The 18,705-nt window shown below is 72.4% G+C and carries 20 protein-coding genes; 8 read left to right on the top strand and 12 right to left on the bottom strand.

Annotated elements, in window-relative coordinates; all coding sequences use genetic code 11:
- The first annotated feature begins 108 nt into the window (after positions 1–108).
- Positions 109–897 (top strand): ANTAR domain-containing response regulator, encoded by a 789-nt coding sequence (locus tag NQU54_RS19270; protein ID WP_257632118.1) that lies wholly within the window; start codon positions 109–111, stop codon positions 895–897.
- On the opposite strand, the gene NQU54_RS19265 is transcribed toward NQU54_RS19270, so the two are convergent.
- A complete protein-coding gene (locus NQU54_RS19265; protein WP_257632117.1) occupies positions 821–1,363 on the bottom strand; it encodes a hemerythrin domain-containing protein in 543 nt (180 codons plus the stop codon). The two genes, NQU54_RS19270 and NQU54_RS19265, sit on opposite strands and share 77 nt — an antisense overlap.
- Positions 1,364–1,467: 104 nt before the next feature.
- On the opposite strand from NQU54_RS19265, the gene NQU54_RS19260 reads away from it, so the two are divergent.
- The 4 genes from NQU54_RS19260 to NQU54_RS19245 all read left to right on the top strand — a co-directional run bounded on the left by NQU54_RS19260 (position 1,468) and on the right by NQU54_RS19245 (position 6,155).
- Entirely contained in the window at positions 1,468–2,691 is a 1,224-nt protein-coding gene (locus NQU54_RS19260) for an aminotransferase class I/II-fold pyridoxal phosphate-dependent enzyme (protein WP_257632116.1), read from the top strand.
- A 63-nt stretch (positions 2,692–2,754) separates the two neighbouring features.
- Positions 2,755–3,879 carry an MBL fold metallo-hydrolase gene (locus tag NQU54_RS19255; protein ID WP_257632115.1) on the top strand — a complete coding sequence of 375 codons (1,125 nt, stop codon included), beginning with the start codon at positions 2,755–2,757 and terminating at the stop codon, positions 3,877–3,879.
- Between the two features lie 117 nt (positions 3,880–3,996).
- Positions 3,997–5,073 (top strand): right-handed parallel beta-helix repeat-containing protein, encoded by a 1,077-nt coding sequence (locus tag NQU54_RS19250; protein WP_099015353.1) that lies wholly within the window; start codon positions 3,997–3,999, stop codon positions 5,071–5,073.
- Positions 5,074–5,084: 11 nt separating this feature from the next.
- Complete coding sequence (locus NQU54_RS19245; RefSeq protein ID WP_257632114.1) at positions 5,085–6,155, top strand: methyltransferase; 1,071 nt, start codon at positions 5,085–5,087, stop codon at positions 6,153–6,155.
- Between the two features lie 93 nt (positions 6,156–6,248).
- On the opposite strand, the gene NQU54_RS19240 is transcribed toward NQU54_RS19245, so the two are convergent.
- The 9 genes from NQU54_RS19240 to NQU54_RS19200 form a co-directional block, all read right to left on the bottom strand.
- Positions 6,249–6,974 (bottom strand): class F sortase, encoded by a 726-nt coding sequence (locus tag NQU54_RS19240; protein WP_069867004.1) that lies wholly within the window; start codon positions 6,972–6,974, stop codon positions 6,249–6,251.
- Positions 6,975–7,157: 183 nt separating this feature from the next.
- The gene (locus NQU54_RS19235; protein ID WP_257632113.1) at positions 7,158–7,709 is read right to left on the bottom strand and encodes a hypothetical protein; all 552 of its coding nucleotides are present in this window, start codon (positions 7,707–7,709) and stop codon (positions 7,158–7,160) included.
- A 335-nt stretch (positions 7,710–8,044) separates the two neighbouring features.
- A complete protein-coding gene (locus tag NQU54_RS19230; protein ID WP_069867203.1) occupies positions 8,045–8,374 on the bottom strand; it encodes a TcmI family type II polyketide cyclase in 330 nt (109 codons plus the stop codon).
- A 2-nt stretch (positions 8,375–8,376) separates the two neighbouring features.
- Positions 8,377–8,841, bottom strand: a complete 465-nt coding sequence (locus tag NQU54_RS19225; RefSeq protein ID WP_257632112.1) for an SRPBCC family protein — start codon at positions 8,839–8,841, stop codon at positions 8,377–8,379.
- A 2-nt stretch (positions 8,842–8,843) separates the two neighbouring features.
- Positions 8,844–9,098, bottom strand: a complete 255-nt coding sequence (locus NQU54_RS19220) for an acyl carrier protein (protein WP_069867001.1) — start codon at positions 9,096–9,098, stop codon at positions 8,844–8,846.
- A complete protein-coding gene (locus tag NQU54_RS19215) occupies positions 9,098–10,336 on the bottom strand; it encodes a ketosynthase chain-length factor (protein WP_257632111.1) in 1,239 nt (412 codons plus the stop codon). The genes NQU54_RS19220 and NQU54_RS19215 overlap by 1 nt, the downstream gene beginning before the upstream one ends.
- 8 nt (positions 10,337–10,344) lie before the next feature.
- The gene (locus tag NQU54_RS19210; RefSeq protein ID WP_257632110.1) at positions 10,345–11,613 is read right to left on the bottom strand and encodes a beta-ketoacyl-[acyl-carrier-protein] synthase family protein; all 1,269 of its coding nucleotides are present in this window, start codon (positions 11,611–11,613) and stop codon (positions 10,345–10,347) included.
- A complete protein-coding gene (locus NQU54_RS19205) occupies positions 11,610–12,017 on the bottom strand; it encodes a cupin domain-containing protein (RefSeq protein WP_069866998.1) in 408 nt (135 codons plus the stop codon). The genes NQU54_RS19210 and NQU54_RS19205 overlap by 4 nt, the downstream gene beginning before the upstream one ends.
- Before the next feature lie 73 nt (positions 12,018–12,090).
- Complete coding sequence (locus NQU54_RS19200; protein ID WP_257632109.1) at positions 12,091–13,269, bottom strand: SchA/CurD-like domain-containing protein; 1,179 nt, start codon at positions 13,267–13,269, stop codon at positions 12,091–12,093.
- 164 nt (positions 13,270–13,433) lie between these two features.
- Between NQU54_RS19200 and NQU54_RS19195 the strand changes: the two genes are divergently transcribed.
- Complete coding sequence (locus NQU54_RS19195; protein ID WP_257632108.1) at positions 13,434–15,071, top strand: FAD-dependent oxidoreductase; 1,638 nt, start codon at positions 13,434–13,436, stop codon at positions 15,069–15,071.
- Between the two features lie 228 nt (positions 15,072–15,299).
- On the opposite strand, the gene NQU54_RS19190 is transcribed toward NQU54_RS19195, so the two are convergent.
- Positions 15,300–15,965, bottom strand: coding sequence for a DedA family protein (locus NQU54_RS19190; protein ID WP_257632107.1), 666 nt, complete (start codon positions 15,963–15,965; stop codon positions 15,300–15,302).
- On the bottom strand, positions 15,965–16,747 hold the full coding sequence (locus NQU54_RS19185; protein ID WP_257632106.1) for an MBL fold metallo-hydrolase: 783 nt from the start codon (positions 16,745–16,747) through the stop codon (positions 15,965–15,967). The genes NQU54_RS19190 and NQU54_RS19185 overlap by 1 nt, the downstream gene beginning before the upstream one ends.
- A 25-nt stretch (positions 16,748–16,772) precedes the next feature.
- On the opposite strand from NQU54_RS19185, the gene NQU54_RS19180 reads away from it, so the two are divergent.
- Together NQU54_RS19180 and NQU54_RS19175 are read left to right on the top strand one after the other, a co-directional pair.
- Complete coding sequence (locus tag NQU54_RS19180) at positions 16,773–17,378, top strand: MarR family winged helix-turn-helix transcriptional regulator (RefSeq protein ID WP_257632105.1); 606 nt, start codon at positions 16,773–16,775, stop codon at positions 17,376–17,378.
- A gap of 241 nt (positions 17,379–17,619) precedes the next feature.
- Positions 17,620–18,645: a dipeptidase gene (locus NQU54_RS19175; protein ID WP_257632104.1), complete on the top strand. Its 1,026-nt coding sequence runs from the start codon at positions 17,620–17,622 to the stop codon at positions 18,643–18,645.
- The last annotated feature ends 60 nt before the right edge of the window (positions 18,646–18,705 follow it).

Here is an 18,705-nt window from a genome sequence, read left to right as displayed (position 1 = left end):
GAGAGGCGAAAAATCGGGGCCCCGGGAGGACGGGGCCGGACCAGCACATCGCACCGCGAAGCAAGCACATCGCACCGCGGCGAAAGGACGAAAGGAGCGGATCCGGCGATGCCCGACCGTACGCATCTCCGCGTGGCCCGTCAGACCGACGCGCCCTCCCTCGGGCGCGGCCTGGCCGAACTGGCGGAGCAGGCCGCCGCGGGCACCCCCGACAGCTGCGGGGCCACCGCCACCGCCGTACTCGCCGATGCGCCCTCCGGCGGTGTGGCCGCCGAGCGGACCACGGCGGCCACCCACCCCGATCTGTCCGCGCTGGTGGCGGTCCAGCTGAGCGCGGGCGAGGGCCCGATCCCCATGGCGCTGGACACCGGCCGCCCGGCGGGCGCCGACGATCTGCTGCGCGACGACCGCTGGCCGCGCTACCGGGCGCGGGCGCTGGACGCGGGCGTACGGTCCTCCGCCGCGCTGCCCTTCGTCCGCGACGGGCTCACCGTGGCCGTCTCGGTCTACGGGCTGCGCCCAGGGCCCCTGGGCAAGGCCGCCCAGGGCGCCACCGAACTGCTCGGCGATCTGGCCACCGAGAGCATGGCCCGGGACCGGCTCTACCGCGCCGCCCTGGTCCAGGTCGACCAGCTGGACACGGCGCTGCGCACCCGGCCGGTGGTCGACCAGGCGTGCGGCATCGGCATGTACGTCCTGGGCTGCGACGCGGACCAGGCGTTCGACCTGCTGCGCCGCCTCTCCCAGCGGACCAACCGCAAGCTGGCGGAGCTCGCCGGGACCGTGGTGCGCACCCGCGGCCGCGGCCTGGAGGAGAACCTCATCGCGTTCGGCCGGTCAGCCGCTCCCGGACCCGGTCGGCCAGCGTCCGGCCCGGACCGGGACCCTCCGGGCTGACCGGGGGCACGCCCCGCGCCGCGGCCGCCGCCTCGCCGACGCGCAGGCCCAGCACCATCCGCTCCTCGGGGGTGAGCCGCTCCCGCAGCTCGGGGAAGACCAGGTCCTCCTCGCCGCGGATATGCATGGACACCACGTCCATCAGATCCCGCACCAGCGGGTCGAAGATCCGGTCCGCGGGGTCCACCGCGTCCAGGTCGGACAGGATCCGCTCGGCCTCGGCCAGCTCCTCGATCTCCTCGTCGGCGATCCGGTCGCCGTTCGGCAGCGCCTTGCGGACCGTGGGATACAGATAGGTCTCCTCGGCCACCGAGTGGCGCACCACCTCCACCGTCATCCGGTGCACCAGCTGCCGCCGCCGCTCCGGGTCGATGGTGGCGCGGTACCCCTCGAAGAGGGTGCGCACCGTGCGGTGGTCCGCGGTGAGCACGTCCACCACATCGTGTTCTTCCGGCATCGCTGTCATGGCGCCCGGGTCCCCCGGGCCCCTTCCGCGAAACGGCGCCGGAGATCTGCGAAGGTGGACATACGTGGGCGGAGGCGCGCCGGACACGGGCGGAGGTGTGGACGATGCAGCGGCAGTGGACCGCTCCGGCTCCGGCGGACCGGGACGACGGCGGGCTGCCGGTCCTCCCGGAGCTGCTGGACAGCTTTGTCGCGGCGGCCGGTCACACCGCGCCGCAGCCGGTCGGCGGCTCGGCGGAGCTGCGCTCGGCCGCCTGTGGCTACTGGTCGCGGCGCGGGCTGTGGACCGACCCGGAGCATGTCGTGGTCGCCCCCGGCGCCGAGCCGCTGCTGCTGGCGCTGCTCGCCTCCGCGCCCGGCGGCGATGTGCTGCTGCCCCGCCCCTGCGCCGCCTGGTACGCGCCGCTGGTGCGGCTGGTGGACCGGCGGGCCCACCACGCGCCCGTCCCGGCCGAATGCGGTGGGCTGCCCGATCCGTTCGCACTGCTGGAGACCGCCCGCAGGATCCGCGCCGAGGGCGGGGTGCCCCGGGTCCTGCTGCTGTCGGTGGCCGACGACCCCACCGGCACCGTGGCCCCGCCCGAGCTGCTGCACGAGGTGTGCGAGGCGGCCGTGGCCGAGGGGCTGCTGATCGTCAGCGACGAGACCTGGCGGGACACCGTCCACCATCCGCAGGGCACGGTGCTGCTGAGCCCCGCCGAGATGAGCCCCGAGCATGTGATCGTGCTCTCCGACCTGGTGAGCGCCTTCACCCCGGCGGGCTGGCCCGCCGCGATCGCCCGGTTCCCGGCCACCGAGCGCGGTGCGGAGCTGCGCGGCCGGGTGCTGTCCCTGCTCACCGCCGTACGCTCCGGGCTGCCGACGTCCATCGCCGCGGCCGCCGCGTACGCCCTCGGCGAGCCGGAGCCGGTCCGGGGCCGGATGGCGGCGGCGTCCCGTGCGCACGGGGCCGTGGCCGCGGCCGTCTACCGGGCGCTGACCGCCGTCGGGGCGCTGGCCCGCCCGCCGCAGGCCGGCCGGCACCTCTACGCCGACCTCGACGAGCTGCGCGGGGTGCTCGCCGCCCGTGGCATCACCGACTCGGTGGAGCTGGAGCGCGAACTGGTCCGGCGGATCGGCCCGAGCGTGGCCGGGGGCCATCGTTTCGGCGACCCCCCGCACACTTTGCGGCTCCGGCTGGCGACCCTGCCGCTGCTCGGCGCGGCGGAGGAGTCGCGGCTGCGGGCGCTCCAGGCGCCCGATCCACTGGAACTGCCCCATGTGGCCACGGCGTTGGCCGACTTCGAGACGGCCTTCCGCGACCTGATCGAGGACGGCCCGGTGCCCTGAGCCGCCCCGGGCCATGACATGCCGGCGGGAAGGGCCGGCCCAGATACGGAAGGGAGCCAGGCCATGACCGACCACGCCGAGCAGGCCGAACCGGCGGAACCGGCGGAGCGGCGCCGCGCCAAACCCGGCGCCGCCGCCCGGCCCCGGCTGGCCCCGGCCGCGCCCGCGCCGGGCGTCCCGGAGCTGGGCATCCCCGAGACGGTCGCCCCCGAACCGGCCGCCCCGCGTCCGCTGGGCGAGAGCCGCCGCTGGCCGCGGTCGTTCGCCGACCGGCTCACCTCCCCGCTGCCGGGGGTGCGGGCGCTGGCCCGGCTGGCCCGGGAGGGCCGGCTCAGGCCGCCCCTGGAGAGCCTCCGGGAGATCCCCGAGCTGCCCTTCGAACCGGGTCCGCCGCCGCTCACCGGCCCCGGCGAAACCGCGCTCACCTGGGCGGGGCACGCCAGTTGGGTGCTGCGGATCGGCGGGCTCACCGTGCTCACCGACCCGGTCTGGGCCCGCAGGATCCTCGGCACCCCGGCCCGGGTCACTCCGGTGGGGGTCCGCTGGGAGGATCTGCCGCCCGTCGACGCGGTCGTCATCAGCCACAACCACTTCGACCATCTGGACGCGCCCACGGTCAGACGGCTGCCGACGGCGACGCCGGTCTTCGTCCCCGCCGGGCTCGCCCGCTGGTTCCGGGCCCGCGGATTCACCCGGGTGACCGAGCTCGACTGGTGGGAGGCGGCCGAACTGCCCGGCGCGGACGGCCCGGTGCGCTTCGACTTCGTCCCGGCCCACCACTGGAGCAAGCGCACCCTCACCGACACCTGCCGCTCGCTGTGGGGCGGATGGGTCCTCACCGCGCCGGGCGGACAGCGGGTGTACTTCGCCGGGGACACCGGCTACGGCCACTGGTTCCAGCAGATCGGCCGCCGTTATCCGGGTATCGACGTGGCGCTGCTGCCCATCGGCGCCTATGAGCCGCGCTGGATGCTGAGCGGGGTGCACACTGATCCGGAGCAGGCCGTACGGGCGCATCGGGACCTGGGGGCGCGGGTGCTGGCGCCCATGCACTGGTCCACCTTCCTGCTCTCGGCCGAGCCGCCCCTGGAGCCGCTGCACCGGATCCGCGCCGCCTGGGAGGCCACCGGCCGGCCGCGCGAGGAGCTGTGGGATCTGCCGGTCGGGGCGTCCCGCGTGCTCGAATAGGCCGCCCGGCCGTCGTGGGAGAGCGTGCCCCAGGGGGCCAAGTGGGGTAATCCTGTGCGTAGCTGATGGATGGGACATAAGTGGCGAGTGGTGTGGAGCGCACCTAGCTTCCTGTTCATGCGCACACCTAAACTTCGTCACCTCGCGGGCCTCACGGCCGTCGTCGTCATCGAACTCGCCCAGCTCCCCGCGGCCCACGCCGCCCCCGCCGACCAGGCGGCCACCCGCCATGTGGTCCAGCCGGGCCAGTCCATCCAGGCCGCCGTGGACGCCGCCGCGCCCGGCGACACCATCGAGATCCGTCCCGGCACCTACCGGGAGAACATCCAGATCACCACCGACCGGCTGACCCTGCTCGGCGCGGGCGAGTCCACCGTGCTCTCCCCGGCCGAGAAGCCCTCGGACAACGCCTGCGGCGAGGCCGGCCACGGCATCTGCGTCACCGGGACGGCCGAAGACCCCGTCTCGGATGTACGGATCGGCTCACTGAAGGTCACCGGCTTCCCCAAGAACGGCATCTGGGGCTCCGGCACCGACCGGATGACCGTACGGGACACCGTCTCCGAGGCCAACGGCCAGCAGGGCATGGGTCAGGAGATGTCCACCCGCGGCACCTTCGCCGACAACGTCTCGCGGAACAACAAGCAGTCCGGCGTCTTCCTGGCCAACACCATCGACGCCGAGGGCGGCGCCACCGACGCCCTGGGCACCCTGGTGGCCGGCAATGAGCTCAGCGGCAACCGGACCGGTGTCGTGGTCCGCCGGCTGCGCGACCTCACGGTGGAGCGGAACACCATCACCGGCAACTGCGCCGGGGTGTTCATCGTCGGCGACGAATCGACCCCGCGCGCCGGGGACCTGAACGTCCGCCACAACTCCGTCTTCGAGAACAACGCCTACTGCGAGGCCACCGACCGGCTCCCCTTCATCCAGGGCGCCGGCATCGTGCTCACCGGCACCGAGGGCACCCGGGTGACGGGCAACCAGGTGAACGGCAACGTGGGCACCTCGCCCATGTCCGGCGGGATCGTGCTCTACACCAGCGTCGTCGGCGCCCCCAACGCCAAGAACGCCATCAGCCGGAACGTGCTGAGCGGCAACCAGCCCGCCGACCTGGCCGACCGGGACAAGGGCCCCGACAACACCTTCACCGACAACGTCTGTGAGCTGTCCGCGCCCACGGGCCGGTGCTGAGAGGCGGCGTGATGACCACTGTGGACACCACCTCCGCTTCCGCGGCACAGCCCCCACCGGCCGCGCTCCCGCCGCCCATGCGGCTGCGCGAGATCGTCTTCGGCGCCGCGCGCGCGGCCTCGGTACGCGCCGCGGTCCGGCTGCGGATCCCCGACGCGCTGGGGGAGCGGCCCGCCTCCATCGGCGAACTGGCCTCCGCCGTGGACGTCGAGCCCGATCCGCTGCGCCGGCTGCTGCGCTCCCTGGCCTGCTGCCAGATCTTCGCCGAGAGCGACGACGGCCGCTTCCGGCACACCGAGATGTCCCGGCTGCTGCGCGAGGACACCCCGGGCAGCCTGCGGAACATCGCCCTGTGGTGCACCGAGCCATGGACCTGGGACGCGTGGCCGCTGCTGGACCGGGCGGTGCGCACCGGCGGCTGTGTCGCCAAGGAGATCTACGGCAAGGACTTCTTCGCCTATCTCCATGAGGACGCGCCCGAGTCGGCCCGGGTGTTCGACGCCGCGATGACCACCTCCAGCCGGCAGTCCGCAGCCGACGTCGCCGCCTTCCTCGAACTCGACGGGGTCAAGGGGGTGGTGGACATCGGCGGCGGCCAGGGGCATGTGCTGGCCAGCCTGCTGGAGCGGCACCCGGCGCTGCACGGTGCGCTGCTGGATCTGCCGCAGGTGGTGGCGAACGCCGATCCGCGGCTGCGGGACGGCGGGGCCCTGGCCTCGCGGGCGACGCTGGTACCCGGCGACTGCCGCCGTGAGGTCCCCGTCGAGGCCGACCTCTACATCATCAAGAACATCCTCGAATGGGACGACGAGAGCACCCGCCGGACGCTCGCCAACGTGGTCGCGGCGGCGCGGCCCGGCGCCAGGGTGGTCGTCATCGAGAATCTCGTCGACAACAGCCTCTCCTCCTTCACCACCGCGATGGATCTGTTCCTGCTGCTCAATGTGGGCGGCCGGAAGCACACCGAGAGCAGCATGGTGGCGCGGATGACCGAGGCCGGTCTGAACGTGACCGACATCCGGCCCGTCAACGGCGCGCTGCACGCCTTCGACTCCACGGTGCCCGCCACGGCCCGCCGCTAGCGGCACACCAACGCCACGGTGCCCGCGTCGTCCTTCCTCGACGACGCGGGCACCGTGGCGTATCGGCGCGCTTCCCGCGGAGCGCTCGGCGCGTCAGCTGTACCGGTACGAGCTGAGGTGCGCGAACACCACCACATTGGCCGTGTAGTCCTTGGCCGTGTGGTCATAGACCCCGCCGCAGGTGATCAGCCGCAGCTGGGCGTTGGAGGTGTCCCCGTAGACCTTCTCGTCCGGGAAGGCGTTCTTCTTGAACGTCTTGATCTTGTCGACCACGAAGGTCGCCACGATCCCGTCCTCGCGGGTGATGGCCACCTTGCCCTTCGGCTTGAGCTGGCTGAGGGTGGCGAACACCGCGGGGCCGACCTTGGTGTCCACATGGCCGGCCACGATGGCGTTGCCGCGCTCACCGGGCGAGGGGCCGCCCTCGTACCAGCCCACCAGGTTCTGCTCGGTGTCCGGGGGCGGGACCAGCACACCCGCGGCGTCGAGCGCCAGGGGGACGAAGGGCGCGCTCACCCCGATCGAGGGGATGTCCAGATGGGACGCGGGGGAGCGCGGCAGCGCGGGTCCCGGACGGGACTCGGGGGCGGTCTGTGACTCCGAGGAGTCCGCGTACTCGTCCTCGTTCGAGGTGTCGCTCTCCGGTTCGGAGATGGACGCGGGGGCGCTGGCCGTGGGCCGGGCCACCGACGGAGTGTTCTGGGAGGCGGCGTCAACGGAGTTGTAGATGAGGAATACGCCGATGAGGGCCGACGCGGCGGCCCAGCGGAGGATACGGGTGTTGCCATCGGCAGCGCCCTGCTTGGCCGGCTTTCCCATAGGGGTGTTCGCCTTTCTTACAGCGCCTTGTCTTACAACGCCTTGTCTCGCAGTGCTTCGTCTCGCAGTGCTTTGCCCAAGGCGCTTTTCTCGCGGCCGCTTTTCTCATAGCGCTCGTGGAACTGCCGTGGCACCACCGCTCGGCGGAGGTGCCACGGCAGCACAGAATACGAAGAGTCAGGCTCAGATCGCGGTGCCGGTCGGCTTGCGGCGACGCAGGGCGTAGGCGCCGGCGCCCAGACCACCGAGGAGCAGGACCGAGCCGGCGGCCATGCCGCTGCCCGTGTTGGCCAGACCGCCACCACCGGTGTGAACGCCACCGCGCGGCTTCTCGCCCTTCTCGTGGTCCTGCCAGGAGCCACCGGACCAGTCGTGGTCGTCCTTCTTGTCGGACCAGTCGCGGTCGTGGTCGCGGCCGGGGTCGTGCTCCTTGCCCTCGTCCTTGCCCCGGCCGGACCAGTCCTCGCCCTCGCCCTCGTCCTTGCCCGGGTCCTCCTTGCCGTGCTCTTCTTCCTTGCCGTGGTCTTCCCGGCCTTCCTCGCGGCCGTGGTCGTCCTTGTCCTTCCAGGAGCTGCCGCCCTGGCCGTAGCCGTCCTCGGAGGACTCCTGGCTGCTCGAGTACCCACCGTGACCGCCCGGGTCCGAGACGTCGGCGGCGAACGCGGCGGCGGGGGCGCCCAGGGTCAGGGTGGCGGCAATCGCCGCCCCGGTGAAGAGTGCGCGAGTAGATCGCATGAGCCATTCCTTCCGGCGCCGTCGCGATACTGACTATTTGCCAGATAAAGGGATCGCATCGGCGTCTCAACCACCGTCAGCGAAGAGGGCTCCCCCTGCCACTCGGCGCGGCCTGCGATCTGCTCGGTTGTAAGCCCTCTGGGTGGAGATAAGCGCAATGATCACTCATTTGCCGCGCGAACGGGCTGATGCCCTTTCACCTTTTCAGCAGACATCATTCCGATGAGCCCAGTAGTGTGAGATTTTCATCCGCCGCGCATAATGAAACCGAGGCGGATGACGAAAAGGGCCGCCGGGAGGTGTGAACTCCGTCGGCGGCCCCGTGCGGCGCTGCGCTACCCCTGAGTGCGGTCCCAGCGGTAGAACTCGTGCGCCATGGCGTCCTTGGGCTCGCGCCAGGTCTCCGGGTCGTACGCCTGCATATAGGGCTGGAGGCGCGTGCTGACGTCGCGGAACTCCGGGTGCTTGGCGTACTTGGTGACCTCGGTGGCCGGCGGCCGCTCGGCCTCGATCAGATGCAGATACACATCGCCGAACTGGAAGAGGCTGCGGCCGGTGACGCCGATCAGCTTGGGCAGCTCGCCGCGGTCGGACTCCGCGAAGATCTTGGCGACCTGGGGAGCCGCGTCCCGCTGCATCTTGGCCACGATCATGGTGCGGTACATGGTCACGCCCCCACCGTTTCCCGGGCCCGCTGCTCGATCTTGTCCCGGATCAGATCCATCTGGATACGGGAGTTGCGGTTGATGTGATCCGTCATCGTGGGATCGTCGACCGGGGCCTCGGGCCGCATCTCGAAGTCCTGGGTCCAGCGCATGCGGGTGCCCTCGGACTCCTCCTCGTACTCCCAGCGGATGTTCATGTACGCGAAGGGGCCGGGCTCCACGCGGCGCGCCCAGACCGTGCGCACATCGCGGGCGGTCTCCCGCTCGGAGACCCAGCTCCAGACCTTGCCGTCCTCGTCGGGGTGCATGGTGAGGCGGAAGGTGGTGGTGTCACCGGTCCGCTGGAGCACCTCGACCGAGGCGTACTCGCTGAACAGCTCCGGCCAGTTCTCCAGGTCGTTGGTCATGTCCCAGACGAGGTCGAACGGTGCCTTGATCATGACCTCGTTGTCGGTGTGGCCTGCCATCTTCATGCTCCTGTGAGTGAGGTGTTGATGACGTCGAGGAAGTCACCGGGGGTCTTGCAGCTTTCGGCGCCCGGTTCGATCGGGGTGCCGTAACGGTTCTCCAGCTCGCCCACGATGGCGAGCAGACCGAGCGAGTCCAGGCCGTACTCCTCGAAGGTGGAGTCCGGCCGGGCCTGCATCATGTCCGGGTCGACGGTGAGCCCGGCGCACCGCTTCATCAGCGTGGCCAGCTCCCCGTAGGACAGTTGAGTGGACATCAGTAATCTCCTTCCGGTCCGCGGAGCACGAGCGCCGCGTTGCAACCCATGAGCCCTCGGCTGAGCACCAGCGCCGTCCGCGGCTCGGCGGGGCGGGAGCTGCGGGTGACGAGGTCGAGGTCATGGCAGACGTCGGTGACGTACGGGGTCGGGGGCACGACGCGGTGCTCCATCGCGAGCAGCGCGGCCACCACGTCCACCGTGGGAGCCGCGCAGTGCACCCGGCCGAAGCCGGTCTTCGGCGCGGTCACCGGGACCCGGGTGCCGTGCGGCCCCAGGGCGTCGGCGATCGCCAGCGCCTCGGCGCGGTCCGCCTCGGGCACGCCGAGGGCGTCGGCGAAGACCACGTCGATCTCCTCCGGGGCGCACTCCGCGTCCTCCAGGGCCACCCGGATGGCCTGGGCGAGCCCCTCCCGCGACCGCTCCCACCGGGACGGCCCGGTGAAGGTCGAGCCGTAGCCCGCGATGAAGCCCCGGATCCGCACCCCGCGGCGCCGGGCGGCCCCCTCCTCCTCCACGACCAGCATCGCCCCGCCCTCGCCGGGCGCGAAACCGCAGGCGTCCTCGGTGAACGGCAGATAGGCCCGGCCCGCGTCACGGGCCCGGCTCAGCTCGTCCCAGCCGAGCATGCAGACGATGGAGTACGGCGCCAGCGACGCCTCGGAGGCGCCCGCCACCACCGCGTCCGCCCCCCGCCGGATGGACCGGCGGGCGTGCGCCAGCGCTTCCAGGCCGCCGGCCTCGTCGTTCGCCACCACTCCGCAGGGGCCCTTGAACCCGCCCCGGATGGAGACCTGGCCGGTGCTGGCCGCGTAGAACCACGCGATGGACTGGTACGGGCCCACATAGCGCGGCCCCTTGCCGTACAGCTGCTGGAGCTCCCGCTGGCCGAACTCACCGCCCCCGGAACCGGCGGCGGTCACCACGCCCACGGCGAACGGCGACATGTCGTCCACCGGCAGCCGGGCGTCGTCCAGCGCGAGATCGGCCGAGGCCATCGCGAAGTGGGTGAAGCGGTCGGTCTGGACGAGGAAGCGCTCCTCGATCATCGAGCCCGGATCGAACCCGCGGACCTGGCCGCCGATCCGGACCGGGAAGTGCTCACTGCCCTCGCGGGAGATCCGGTCGAGGAAGGTGATGCCCTCCCGGGTGGCCTTCCAGAAGGCGTCGGTGCCCACCCCGCCCGGGGCGATCACACCGATACCGGTGACGGCCGCGCCCCGGGTACGGGCGCTCATCGGGGATTTCATGCCGCACTCCCGTCCGCCCGGCTCAGCACCACCGCGGACTGGAAGCCGCCGAACCCGCTGCCGACCGACAGCACATTGCGCAGCGGGAGGGCGCGGGCGGTGCGCGGGACGTAGTCGAGGTCGCATTCGGGGTCGGGGGTCTCGTAGTTGGCCGTCGGCGGCACCACGCCATGGGCGAGGGCCATGGCGCAGGCGACCACCTCGATGGCGCCGATCGCCCCCAGGGAATGGCCCACCATGGACTTGATCGAGCTCATGGGGGTCTTGTACGCGTGCTCGCCCAGGGACCGCTTCACGGCCGCCGTCTCATGGCGGTCGTTCTGCTTGGTGCCCGAGCCGTGCGCGTTGACGTAGTCGACGTCGGAGCTGTTGACGCGGGCGTGGCCGAGGGCGTGGTCGATCGCCTCGGACATCTCCAGCCCTTCCCGGGTCAGACCGGTCATGTGGTAGGCGTTGCCGTAGGTGGCGAACCCCCGGAACTCGCAGTACACCCGGGCCCCTCGGGCACGGGCGTGCTCCAGCTCCTCCAGGACCAGCACCGCGGCGCCCTCGCCGAGGACGAAGCCGTCCCGGTGGGCGTCGAACGGCCGGGACGCGGTGGCCGCGTTGTCGTTGTTGGCCGAGGTGGCCTTGATCGAGTCGAAGCAGGCCACGGTCAGCGGGGTGATCGGCGAGTCCGCGGCCCCGGCGACGCACACATCGGCCCGCCGCTCCTCGATCGCCTGGAAGGCGTATCCGATGGCGTCCAGACCGGAGGTGCAGCCGGTGGAGACCGACTGCACCGGGCCCTGCGCCCCGGTCAGCTCCGCCACCCCGGAGGACAGCGCGCTCGGGGAGAACGCGTGCTGAAGGTGCGGACCCGCCTTGCGGTGGTCCACATCCCAGTGCTCACCGGCGTCGCTGACCTTGACGTAGTCCTGCTCAAGCCGGGTGGAGGCGGCGACCGCGCTGCCCAGTGAGACCCCTATCCGCCAGGGGTTGAGCGCCTGGAGGTCCAGACCGGAGTCCCGGACCGCCTCCTGGGCGGCCACCAGGGCGAACTGCACATAGCGGTCCGAGCGTTCGATCTGCTCGAAGCTCAGACCGCCGGCCAGCGGGTCGAAGTCGCATTCGGCGGCGATGCGGGAGCGGAACCGCTCCGCGTCGAAGAGCGTGATGTTGCGGGTGGCCGTACGGCCCGCGGTGAGCATGTCCCAGAACGCCGGAACGCCTGGCCCGCCAGGGGCGACGACGCCGAGCCCGGTGACCACCACCCGTCGGGTCACGACGTCGCCTCGGCGGGTTCCGCGGCCTCGGTGTCCACATGACCGAGCTCGGGGCGCGGCGCCAGGGGCCCGAGGTGGAAGACCATCCGGGCCTCGGTGGTGCCCACGTTGCGGAACCGGTGGCGCATGTTGATGGGGATCAGGAGCGCCTGGTCGGGGCGGAGGGGATGCGCCTCACCGTCCAGGTCCACCTCCATATCGCCGCTGACGACGTACACGAACTCCTCGGAGTACGGGTGGTAGTGCTCGGCGACCCGCTCACCGGGCCCCACGATGGCCATCCCCATGAAGCCGCTCGTGGCGCCCACCAGGGTCGGGGTGAGCATGGCGCGCACGTCGCCACCGCGCCGACGGTTGGGGGCGACCGCGGCGAGGTCGACGACGAGAGGGGACTGCGTGGTCATGATGGCTTCCTCCAGGTAGCGTTGCGCGGTCCGCGCCAAGGGGGTGGAAAGGTGCGAAGGGGGAGAGACGTCGTCAGTGGTCCGCCGCCTGGCGGTCGGTGATCGGGGTCATGTCGCAGCCGGCGAGGAAGCGGCGCAGCCCGTCGTCGACCGACAGATCGATCACCGCCCCGTCCGCCCCGAGGTCGAGGAGGCGGCCCAGCACGGCGGCCGCCCGCCGTCCGCTCACACCGGCCGCCATGGCCGGGAGGTGGTCCAGCGGCACGCTCAGGTCCACCAGCCGGACCACGATGTCGTCACGCTGGAAGATGGTGCTGCTCAGCAGGGTCTTGGCGGACTGCTCCGCGGCCATCTCCTTGTTCACCGCCAGCTCGTCCTGGCGGGCCAGCAGACTGGCCACCGCCGGTCCACAGCCGGTCTTGACCGGGTAGATCAGGGCGTGGCGGTGGACGCCCTGGGCGGGGCGCGGCCCGCCGGTCGTCATGTGGTGGACCACCGGAAGGGAGGCTCGTGCGAAGAACTCCCGTGCCGAGCCGGGGTCGTCGAGGTTGCGGTCCTCCTCCAGATACGGATTGATGGCCTCCTCGACGGCCCTGATCTCCGGCTGCCGGGCCACGAAGCGCAGCGCCGCGGTCAGATCGCCCTTGACCTCCACGGCCCGCACCACCCGGTTGGCGCTCATGAACACGGAGGTGCGGGAGAGCCGGGTGGCCTCGTCGACCCGTGCCTCGGGGGAGGCGTAATCGGCGAGGATCTTGGCGACGGCGTCCTCGCTGCCGGGCTTCACCGTGAAGGTGAGCGCCTGCCGGACCAGCCCGTCGCCGACCCGCAGCGCGGCGTCGACACCCCGGGTGGTGACATCGACCGGTGCGGATCCGGCGGTCAGGGTCTCCCGCAGGATGCTGAACCGCAGTGAGCGGGTGTCCTCCACACAGCCGTGGAAGGGCTTGACCATCTCCCGGTGCGCGGGGCTGTCCACCCAGGCGAGGAACGGAGGGGCGCTTTCCCATTCGCTGGTGATCAGCCACTGCGAGGGATTCTCGATCGACTGGCACAGCTGGTCGCTGATGTGCCCGGGCACCGCGGCCACCTGCTGGGACAGCTGATCGTAGGCACGGAGAAAGCGCTGCTCGGCACCGCTGTTGACCTGCACCAGCAAGACGACGCGCAATCTGGTGTCGGTGAGAGCGGATTCCACGGTCGTCGGTGACTGGTTCACCGTGGTCTCCGGAATGTCGGACAGGGTGCTCATATTCCACTCCTTATTTCGCGGACGCGTCCTTCCGGGCATCGAGGACACCCGCTCGTTAGACGATCGTGGGACGCTCCCACCAATGGCGCGAGATATGTGAGCCATCCGAGCGACGCCTGGTCAGCGCCCCGGAGGAGCCCGGAAACACCGGGCATAGCAGCACAATGAACCGTCTTGCCGACAATGCTGAGCGTGTGCCCGTCCTCATCGCGGGCGGCTCCCTGGTGGGCCTGTCCGCCTCACTGTTCCTGGGCCGACTGGGGATCGGTCATCTGCTGGTCGAAAAACATCCGCGCACCTCGCACCACCCGCGCGGACGGGGGAACAACATCCGGACGATGGAACTGTTCCGCACCGCCGGAGTGGAGTCCGCGATCCGCGAGGCAGCGTCCGTCCTGGCCGACAACCACGGAATCCTCCAGACCCCGTCCCTGACCGGTACCGAGGGCAACTGGCTCTTCCGGGAGATGGATCCGGGTGGCAAGGCCGCCCGGATCAGCCCCGCCGGATGGTGTCTGTGCAGCCAGAACGACCTGGAGCCGGTGCTGTTGGACGCGGCCCAGGGACTCGGTGGCGAGCTGCGGTTCTCCACCGAGCTGATCTCCTTCGAGCAGGACCCGGACGGGGTCACCGCCACGCTTCTGGACCGCAGGTCCGAGCGGCGCTCCACGGTCCGCGCCGACTACCTCATCGCCGCCGACGGCCCCCGCAGCCCGGTGCGCGAGGCGCTCGGCATCGGGCAGAGCGGACGCGGTGAGCTGTTCCACAACGTGTCCGTCACCTTCCGCGCCAAGCGGCTCGCGGACGCCGTCGGGGACCGCCACTTCATCGCCTGCTACCTCACCAACCCGGAGGCCGACGGGGCGCTGCTGCCGGTCGACAACCAGGAGCAGTGGGTCTTCCACGCCCCCTGGCACCCCGAGCACGGCGAGCCGCTGGAGGCGTTCGACGACGAGCGCTGCGCCCGGCACATCCGCACCGCCGTCGGCATGCCCGACCTGGAGGTCGAGGTCACCGGAAAGGCGCCCTGGCACGCGGCCGAGCGGGTCGCGGACCACTACTCCGACGGCCGGGTCTTCCTCGCCGGGGACTCCGCCCACGAGATGTCGCCCACCGGCGCCTTCGGCTCCAACACCGGTATCCAGGACGCCCACAACCTGGCTTGGAAGATCGCCGCCGTCATGGGCGGCTGGGCGGGCCCCGGACTCCTGGAGACCTACGGCATGGAGCGGCGGCCGGTCGCCAAGGCCACCAGCGCCCGCGCCGCCGCCCGTTCGGCCGAGCACAGCCACCCCGGCTACTCGGCACCCGCCACCGAGGGCCCGCAGAGCAATGTGATGGCGGTCGCCATGGGCTACCGCTATGTGCGCGGCGCGGTCGTCGGCGCCGACCCCGCCGCGCCCGCGGTGCCCGACCAGTTCGAGGTCTCGGCCGAACCCGGCGGCCGCGCGCCCCATATGTGGGTGCACCGCTGCGGGGTGCGGCTGTCCACCCTCGATCTGTACGAGCGCACCTGTGTACTGCTCACCGGACCCGGCGGCGCCTCCTGGTACGAGGCGGGCCAACGCGCCGCCGACGCCCTCGGCGTACCACTGGACTGCTACCGGGTGGGCGAAGGACCCGACCATGAACTGGCCCCCGAACCGGGTGTGGACTGGGCCGAACTCCACGGCACCGCCCCCGACGGAGCGGTCCTGGTCCGCCCCGACGGCTTCGTCGCCTGGCGGGTGGAGCGCTCGGTGCCCGACCCGGAGGCCGCGCTGACGTGTGCGCTGCGCGAGGTCCTGCGCCTCGACGGCTGACCCGGTCTTCCTGGGTGCCGCTGTCCTGGATGCCGCTGTCCCGGGTGCCCTCGGCTCAGGGTGACGGGCCGCCGCGCCGGGTGCCGGGCCGCCGCGCCAGGCGGCCGGGGTGGGCGGGGCGGCCGGGGTGGCGAGCCCCGCCGCGTAAGGCGCGCCGGGCGGGCCGGTGCGGCAGGGGTGTTGCCGGAACGGGCCGGGCCGTCGGGCCCGGTCCGGGGCGAAGGGGCGTCAGCCCGCGGCCTCGCTCCGGGCCTCGCTCCGGGCGTCGTGCGGGGTACGGCGCCGTAGCCGTCGCCACAGCGCGGGGGTCGTGCTGATCGCCACCGTCAGCACCACGGCCGCCGCCACGCCCTCCCACGGTTCGGGGAAGAGCGAGCCGCCCAGGATCCCGATCAGCTGGTACGTGGCCGCCCAGGCCAGCGCCGCGGGTCCGGCGCCCCGTGCGAACCTCCGCAGCGGCCAGCGGGCCAGCAAACAGGCCAGCATCACCGGTATCCGCCCCGCCGGGATCAGCCGGGACAGCACCAGAACCGCCACCCCGTGCTCCTCCAGCCGCTCCCGCGCCTGGTTCAGCCGCTCCGGCGCCGCGTGGTCGTGGATCCGCTCCAGCCATCGCGAGCCGTTCTTCGAGCGCACTCCGCGCCGCCCGAGCCAGTAGAGCATCACATCGCCGGAGAAGGCCGCCAGCGCGCCCACCCCGAAGACCACCAGCAGCGACAGCGGGGGAGCGGTCTGGTGGATGGCGACCACGGCCGCCGAGGAGACCACCGCTCCGGTGGGCACCACCGGCACCAGCGACCCGAACACCACCAGCAGGAACAGCGAGGGGTACCCCACCGCCTGCTGGGTCGACTCGGACGGCACGCTCCGCGCGAGATCCGCCAGATCCCCCATCACCTGGCGGGCTCCAGCCGGACGCACTCCCCGTGCCCCAGCCGGTGCACCACCGTGTCGGGGGCCAGCCGCCCGGCGTGGCGCACGAAGTCCTCGCCGGGGGAGTGGAATTCATGCGGACGGATGGCGTCCATCCCGATCGGCCAGTACGTCCCGTAGTGCACCGGCACCGCGCAGCGTGCCCCCAGCCGCGCCAGCGCCTGTGCGGCGCGGCCCGCGTCGAGATGGCCGGGGCCGAGGTAGGGTCCCCAGCCGCCCACCGGAAGCAGCGCCACATCGCACGGGCCCACCGCCTCCGGCATCCGGTCGAACAGCCCGGTGTCCCCCGCGAAGTACGTGGTCGACTCGCCGCTGAGCACATACCCCAGCGCGGGCACCCGGCTCGGCCCGTACGGCAGCCGCCGTCCGTCGTGCGCGGCCGGAACCGCCCGGATCCGCACCTCGCCGACCGCGCACACGTCCCCCGGCACCATCTCGGTCACCCGCAGCCCCCGCGCCGCCACCACCCGCCGCAGCCCGGGCACCGCCCGCCCGGCCCCGCGTGGCACCACCAGCCGGGTGCCGGGCGGCAGTTTGGCCAGCGAGCCGGGGTGCAGATGGTCGGCGTGCAGATGCGAGACCAGCGCCACGTCCACCACCGCCGCGGCCGCCGGTGGTACGGCCCCGCGGCGGCGCCGCAGATGGGCCAGGCGCCGTACGAAGAGGGGATCGGTCAGCACCCGTACGCCGGAGTCCCGCACGGTCGCGGTGGCATGCCCCCACCAGGTGATCTCCACCGACATCTGCCGCCTCCGTCCCTCGGGCCGTGTGTCCGATCCTCTCACCCCGCCGGGCGGCGCATCGGCTCACCCAGCCACGGCGCTGGCGATCACGGACGATCCGCTCGGCGCCCCGGCCGCCGCCTCCCGTCTGAGCATGAGCGCGGCCGCCGCGCTGATCGTGCTCCGCGCCGACCCCGGTGTGAGCGTGACCGAGCTCGGCCGCCGGGTGGGGCTCACCCAGTCCGCGGCGGTGCGGATGGTCGACGGGCTGGAGCGGGAGGCGCTGGTCGAGCGGCGGCGCACGGTCGGCAATTGGACCGGGGTCCACCCCACCGGCAAAGGGCGGCGGACCGCCGGACAGCTGCTGGTCTCGCGAACCTCCCGGCTCACCGGGGTGCTGGACGGCCTCGGCGACACGGAGGTCCGCGACCTCGGCGCACTGCTGGCGAAGCTGCTCGACGGGCTCTGCCAGGGCAGCGGCTCGGCCGACCGGATGTGCCGGCTGTGCGACCGGGCCGCCTGCGCCCCCGACGGTGTGGAGTGCCCGGTCGGCGCGGCGGACCGGGCGGCCACCCGGGCAGCGGCCGGATCCCCTGCCGGGTCGGCCGCCGGGTCCGCCGCCGGGGACGAGGCCCGTACGGACCATGGGTGAGCTGCTGACGATCGCCTCGGCGCTCTGCTTCGGCACCACCCCCACTGGATGCGGCCGGGGGCGGGGCGGACCAACGCGTCCACGATCAGTCCGCCGGGTCCGCCGGGTCCACGGTGTCCACGCCGGGGAGGCGATCCCCGTCCGCCGCAGGAAAATCCATGGACCGGCTGGCGGTTCGTAGGTCACCATGACCGCCGCCGTCCCCCTCCCCGCCGTCCCACGAAAGGCCATCGACACCCGTATGAGCGATGTACTCCACCGGCGCGCCGTCGTCGCCGACGCCCATAACGACCTGCTGATAGCCGTCACCGCCCGCCCGCCGCACCGCTGGGCCGGCTACTTCCGGGAGCGCTGGCTGCCGCAGCTGCGCGAGGGCGGGGTGGACCTCCAGGTGCTGCCGGTCTTCATCGACGACCAGTTCCGCCCCGAGGGCGCGCTGCGCGAGACGCTGCGGATGATCGAGTGCGCCCACACCCTCGCCGAGGGCAACGCCGGCGAGGTACGGCTGTGCCTGGACGGCGACGACATCGACGCGGCGCTCGCCGACGGCCGGATCGCCCTGGTGCTGGCGCTGGAGAGCGCCCCTGGGCTGGACGCGAATGTGGAGCTCCTGCCGACCCTGCACCGCCTCGGGGTGCGTATCGCCTCGCTCGCCCACTGGGGCCGTACCGCCCTGGCCGACGGCAGCGGTGAGGACGCCACCGGGAGTCGGCTCACCGAGGCCGGGGTCCTGGCGCTGAAGGAGATGGAGCGTCTGGGCATCCTCTTCGACGTCTCCCATCTCGGCGCCTCCGGGGTCGCCCATGTGCTGGAGCTGGCCACCCGCCCCGTGCTGGCCACCCACTCTTCCGCCCGCGCCCTGCTCGACCACCATCGCAACCTCACCGACGAGCAGTTGCGCGGGATCGCCGCGACCGGCGGCACGGTGTGCGTCAACTTCCTCGGTGAGTTCCTGGCCATGGACCAGGCCGACCGCACGGTGGACCGGCTGGCCGATCACATCGTCCACATCGCCGAGGTGATCGGCGTCGGCCATGTGGGTCTGGGGCCGGACTTCATCAAGGAGGTCAGTGTGGACACCACCCCGCCCTGCTGCGAGGACGTCGAGTACGCCCGGTGGCTGGTGCCCGGCCTCGAAGGCCCCCGCGGACTGCCTCTGGTGACCGAGGCGCTGGTCCGAAGGGGCCTTCCCGAGGGGGACATCGAGAAGATCCTCGGCGGCAATGTGCTGGAGCTCTTCCGCAAGGAGCTGGGCCGCCCCGCCTGAGGACTGCCCCGCCTGAGGACCGCCCCGTCTGAAGAGGGTGAATGGCCGCCCCGAAGGGGC

The organism is Streptomyces malaysiensis subsp. samsunensis, from assembly GCF_024519315.1.
Lineage (GTDB): Bacteria > Actinomycetota > Actinomycetes > Streptomycetales > Streptomycetaceae > Streptomyces > Streptomyces malaysiensis.
Note: the sequence above shows the minus strand (reverse complement) of the source record. Positions and strands in the feature narration are given on the sequence as shown.

Excerpts from the sequence above, each read along its gene's own strand:
- NQU54_RS19270 (WP_257632118.1), top strand. The coding sequence starts at position 109 with ATGCCCGACCGTACGCATCTCCGCGTGGCCCGTCAGACCGACGCGCCC.
- NQU54_RS19265 (WP_257632117.1), bottom strand. The coding sequence starts at position 1,363 with ATGACAGCGATGCCGGAAGAACACGATGTGGTGGACGTGCTCACCGCG.
- NQU54_RS19260 (WP_257632116.1), top strand. The coding sequence starts at position 1,468 with ATGCAGCGGCAGTGGACCGCTCCGGCTCCGGCGGACCGGGACGACGGC.
- NQU54_RS19255 (WP_257632115.1), top strand. The coding sequence starts at position 2,755 with ATGACCGACCACGCCGAGCAGGCCGAACCGGCGGAACCGGCGGAGCGG.
- NQU54_RS19250 (WP_099015353.1), top strand. The coding sequence starts at position 3,997 with ATGCGCACACCTAAACTTCGTCACCTCGCGGGCCTCACGGCCGTCGTC.
- NQU54_RS19245 (WP_257632114.1), top strand. The coding sequence starts at position 5,085 with ATGACCACTGTGGACACCACCTCCGCTTCCGCGGCACAGCCCCCACCG.
- NQU54_RS19240 (WP_069867004.1), bottom strand. The coding sequence starts at position 6,974 with ATGGGAAAGCCGGCCAAGCAGGGCGCTGCCGATGGCAACACCCGTATC.
- NQU54_RS19235 (WP_257632113.1), bottom strand. The coding sequence starts at position 7,709 with ATGCGATCTACTCGCGCACTCTTCACCGGGGCGGCGATTGCCGCCACC.
- NQU54_RS19230 (WP_069867203.1), bottom strand. The coding sequence starts at position 8,374 with ATGTACCGCACCATGATCGTGGCCAAGATGCAGCGGGACGCGGCTCCC.
- NQU54_RS19225 (WP_257632112.1), bottom strand. The coding sequence starts at position 8,841 with ATGGCAGGCCACACCGACAACGAGGTCATGATCAAGGCACCGTTCGAC.
- NQU54_RS19220 (WP_069867001.1), bottom strand. The coding sequence starts at position 9,098 with ATGTCCACTCAACTGTCCTACGGGGAGCTGGCCACGCTGATGAAGCGG.
- NQU54_RS19215 (WP_257632111.1), bottom strand. The coding sequence starts at position 10,336 with ATGAGCGCCCGTACCCGGGGCGCGGCCGTCACCGGTATCGGTGTGATC.
- NQU54_RS19205 (WP_069866998.1), bottom strand. The coding sequence starts at position 12,017 with ATGACCACGCAGTCCCCTCTCGTCGTCGACCTCGCCGCGGTCGCCCCC.
- NQU54_RS19200 (WP_257632109.1), bottom strand. The coding sequence starts at position 13,269 with ATGAGCACCCTGTCCGACATTCCGGAGACCACGGTGAACCAGTCACCG.
- NQU54_RS19195 (WP_257632108.1), top strand. The coding sequence starts at position 13,434 with ATGAACCGTCTTGCCGACAATGCTGAGCGTGTGCCCGTCCTCATCGCG.
- NQU54_RS19190 (WP_257632107.1), bottom strand. The coding sequence starts at position 15,965 with ATGGGGGATCTGGCGGATCTCGCGCGGAGCGTGCCGTCCGAGTCGACC.
- NQU54_RS19185 (WP_257632106.1), bottom strand. The coding sequence starts at position 16,747 with ATGTCGGTGGAGATCACCTGGTGGGGGCATGCCACCGCGACCGTGCGG.
- NQU54_RS19175 (WP_257632104.1), top strand. The coding sequence starts at position 17,620 with ATGAGCGATGTACTCCACCGGCGCGCCGTCGTCGCCGACGCCCATAAC.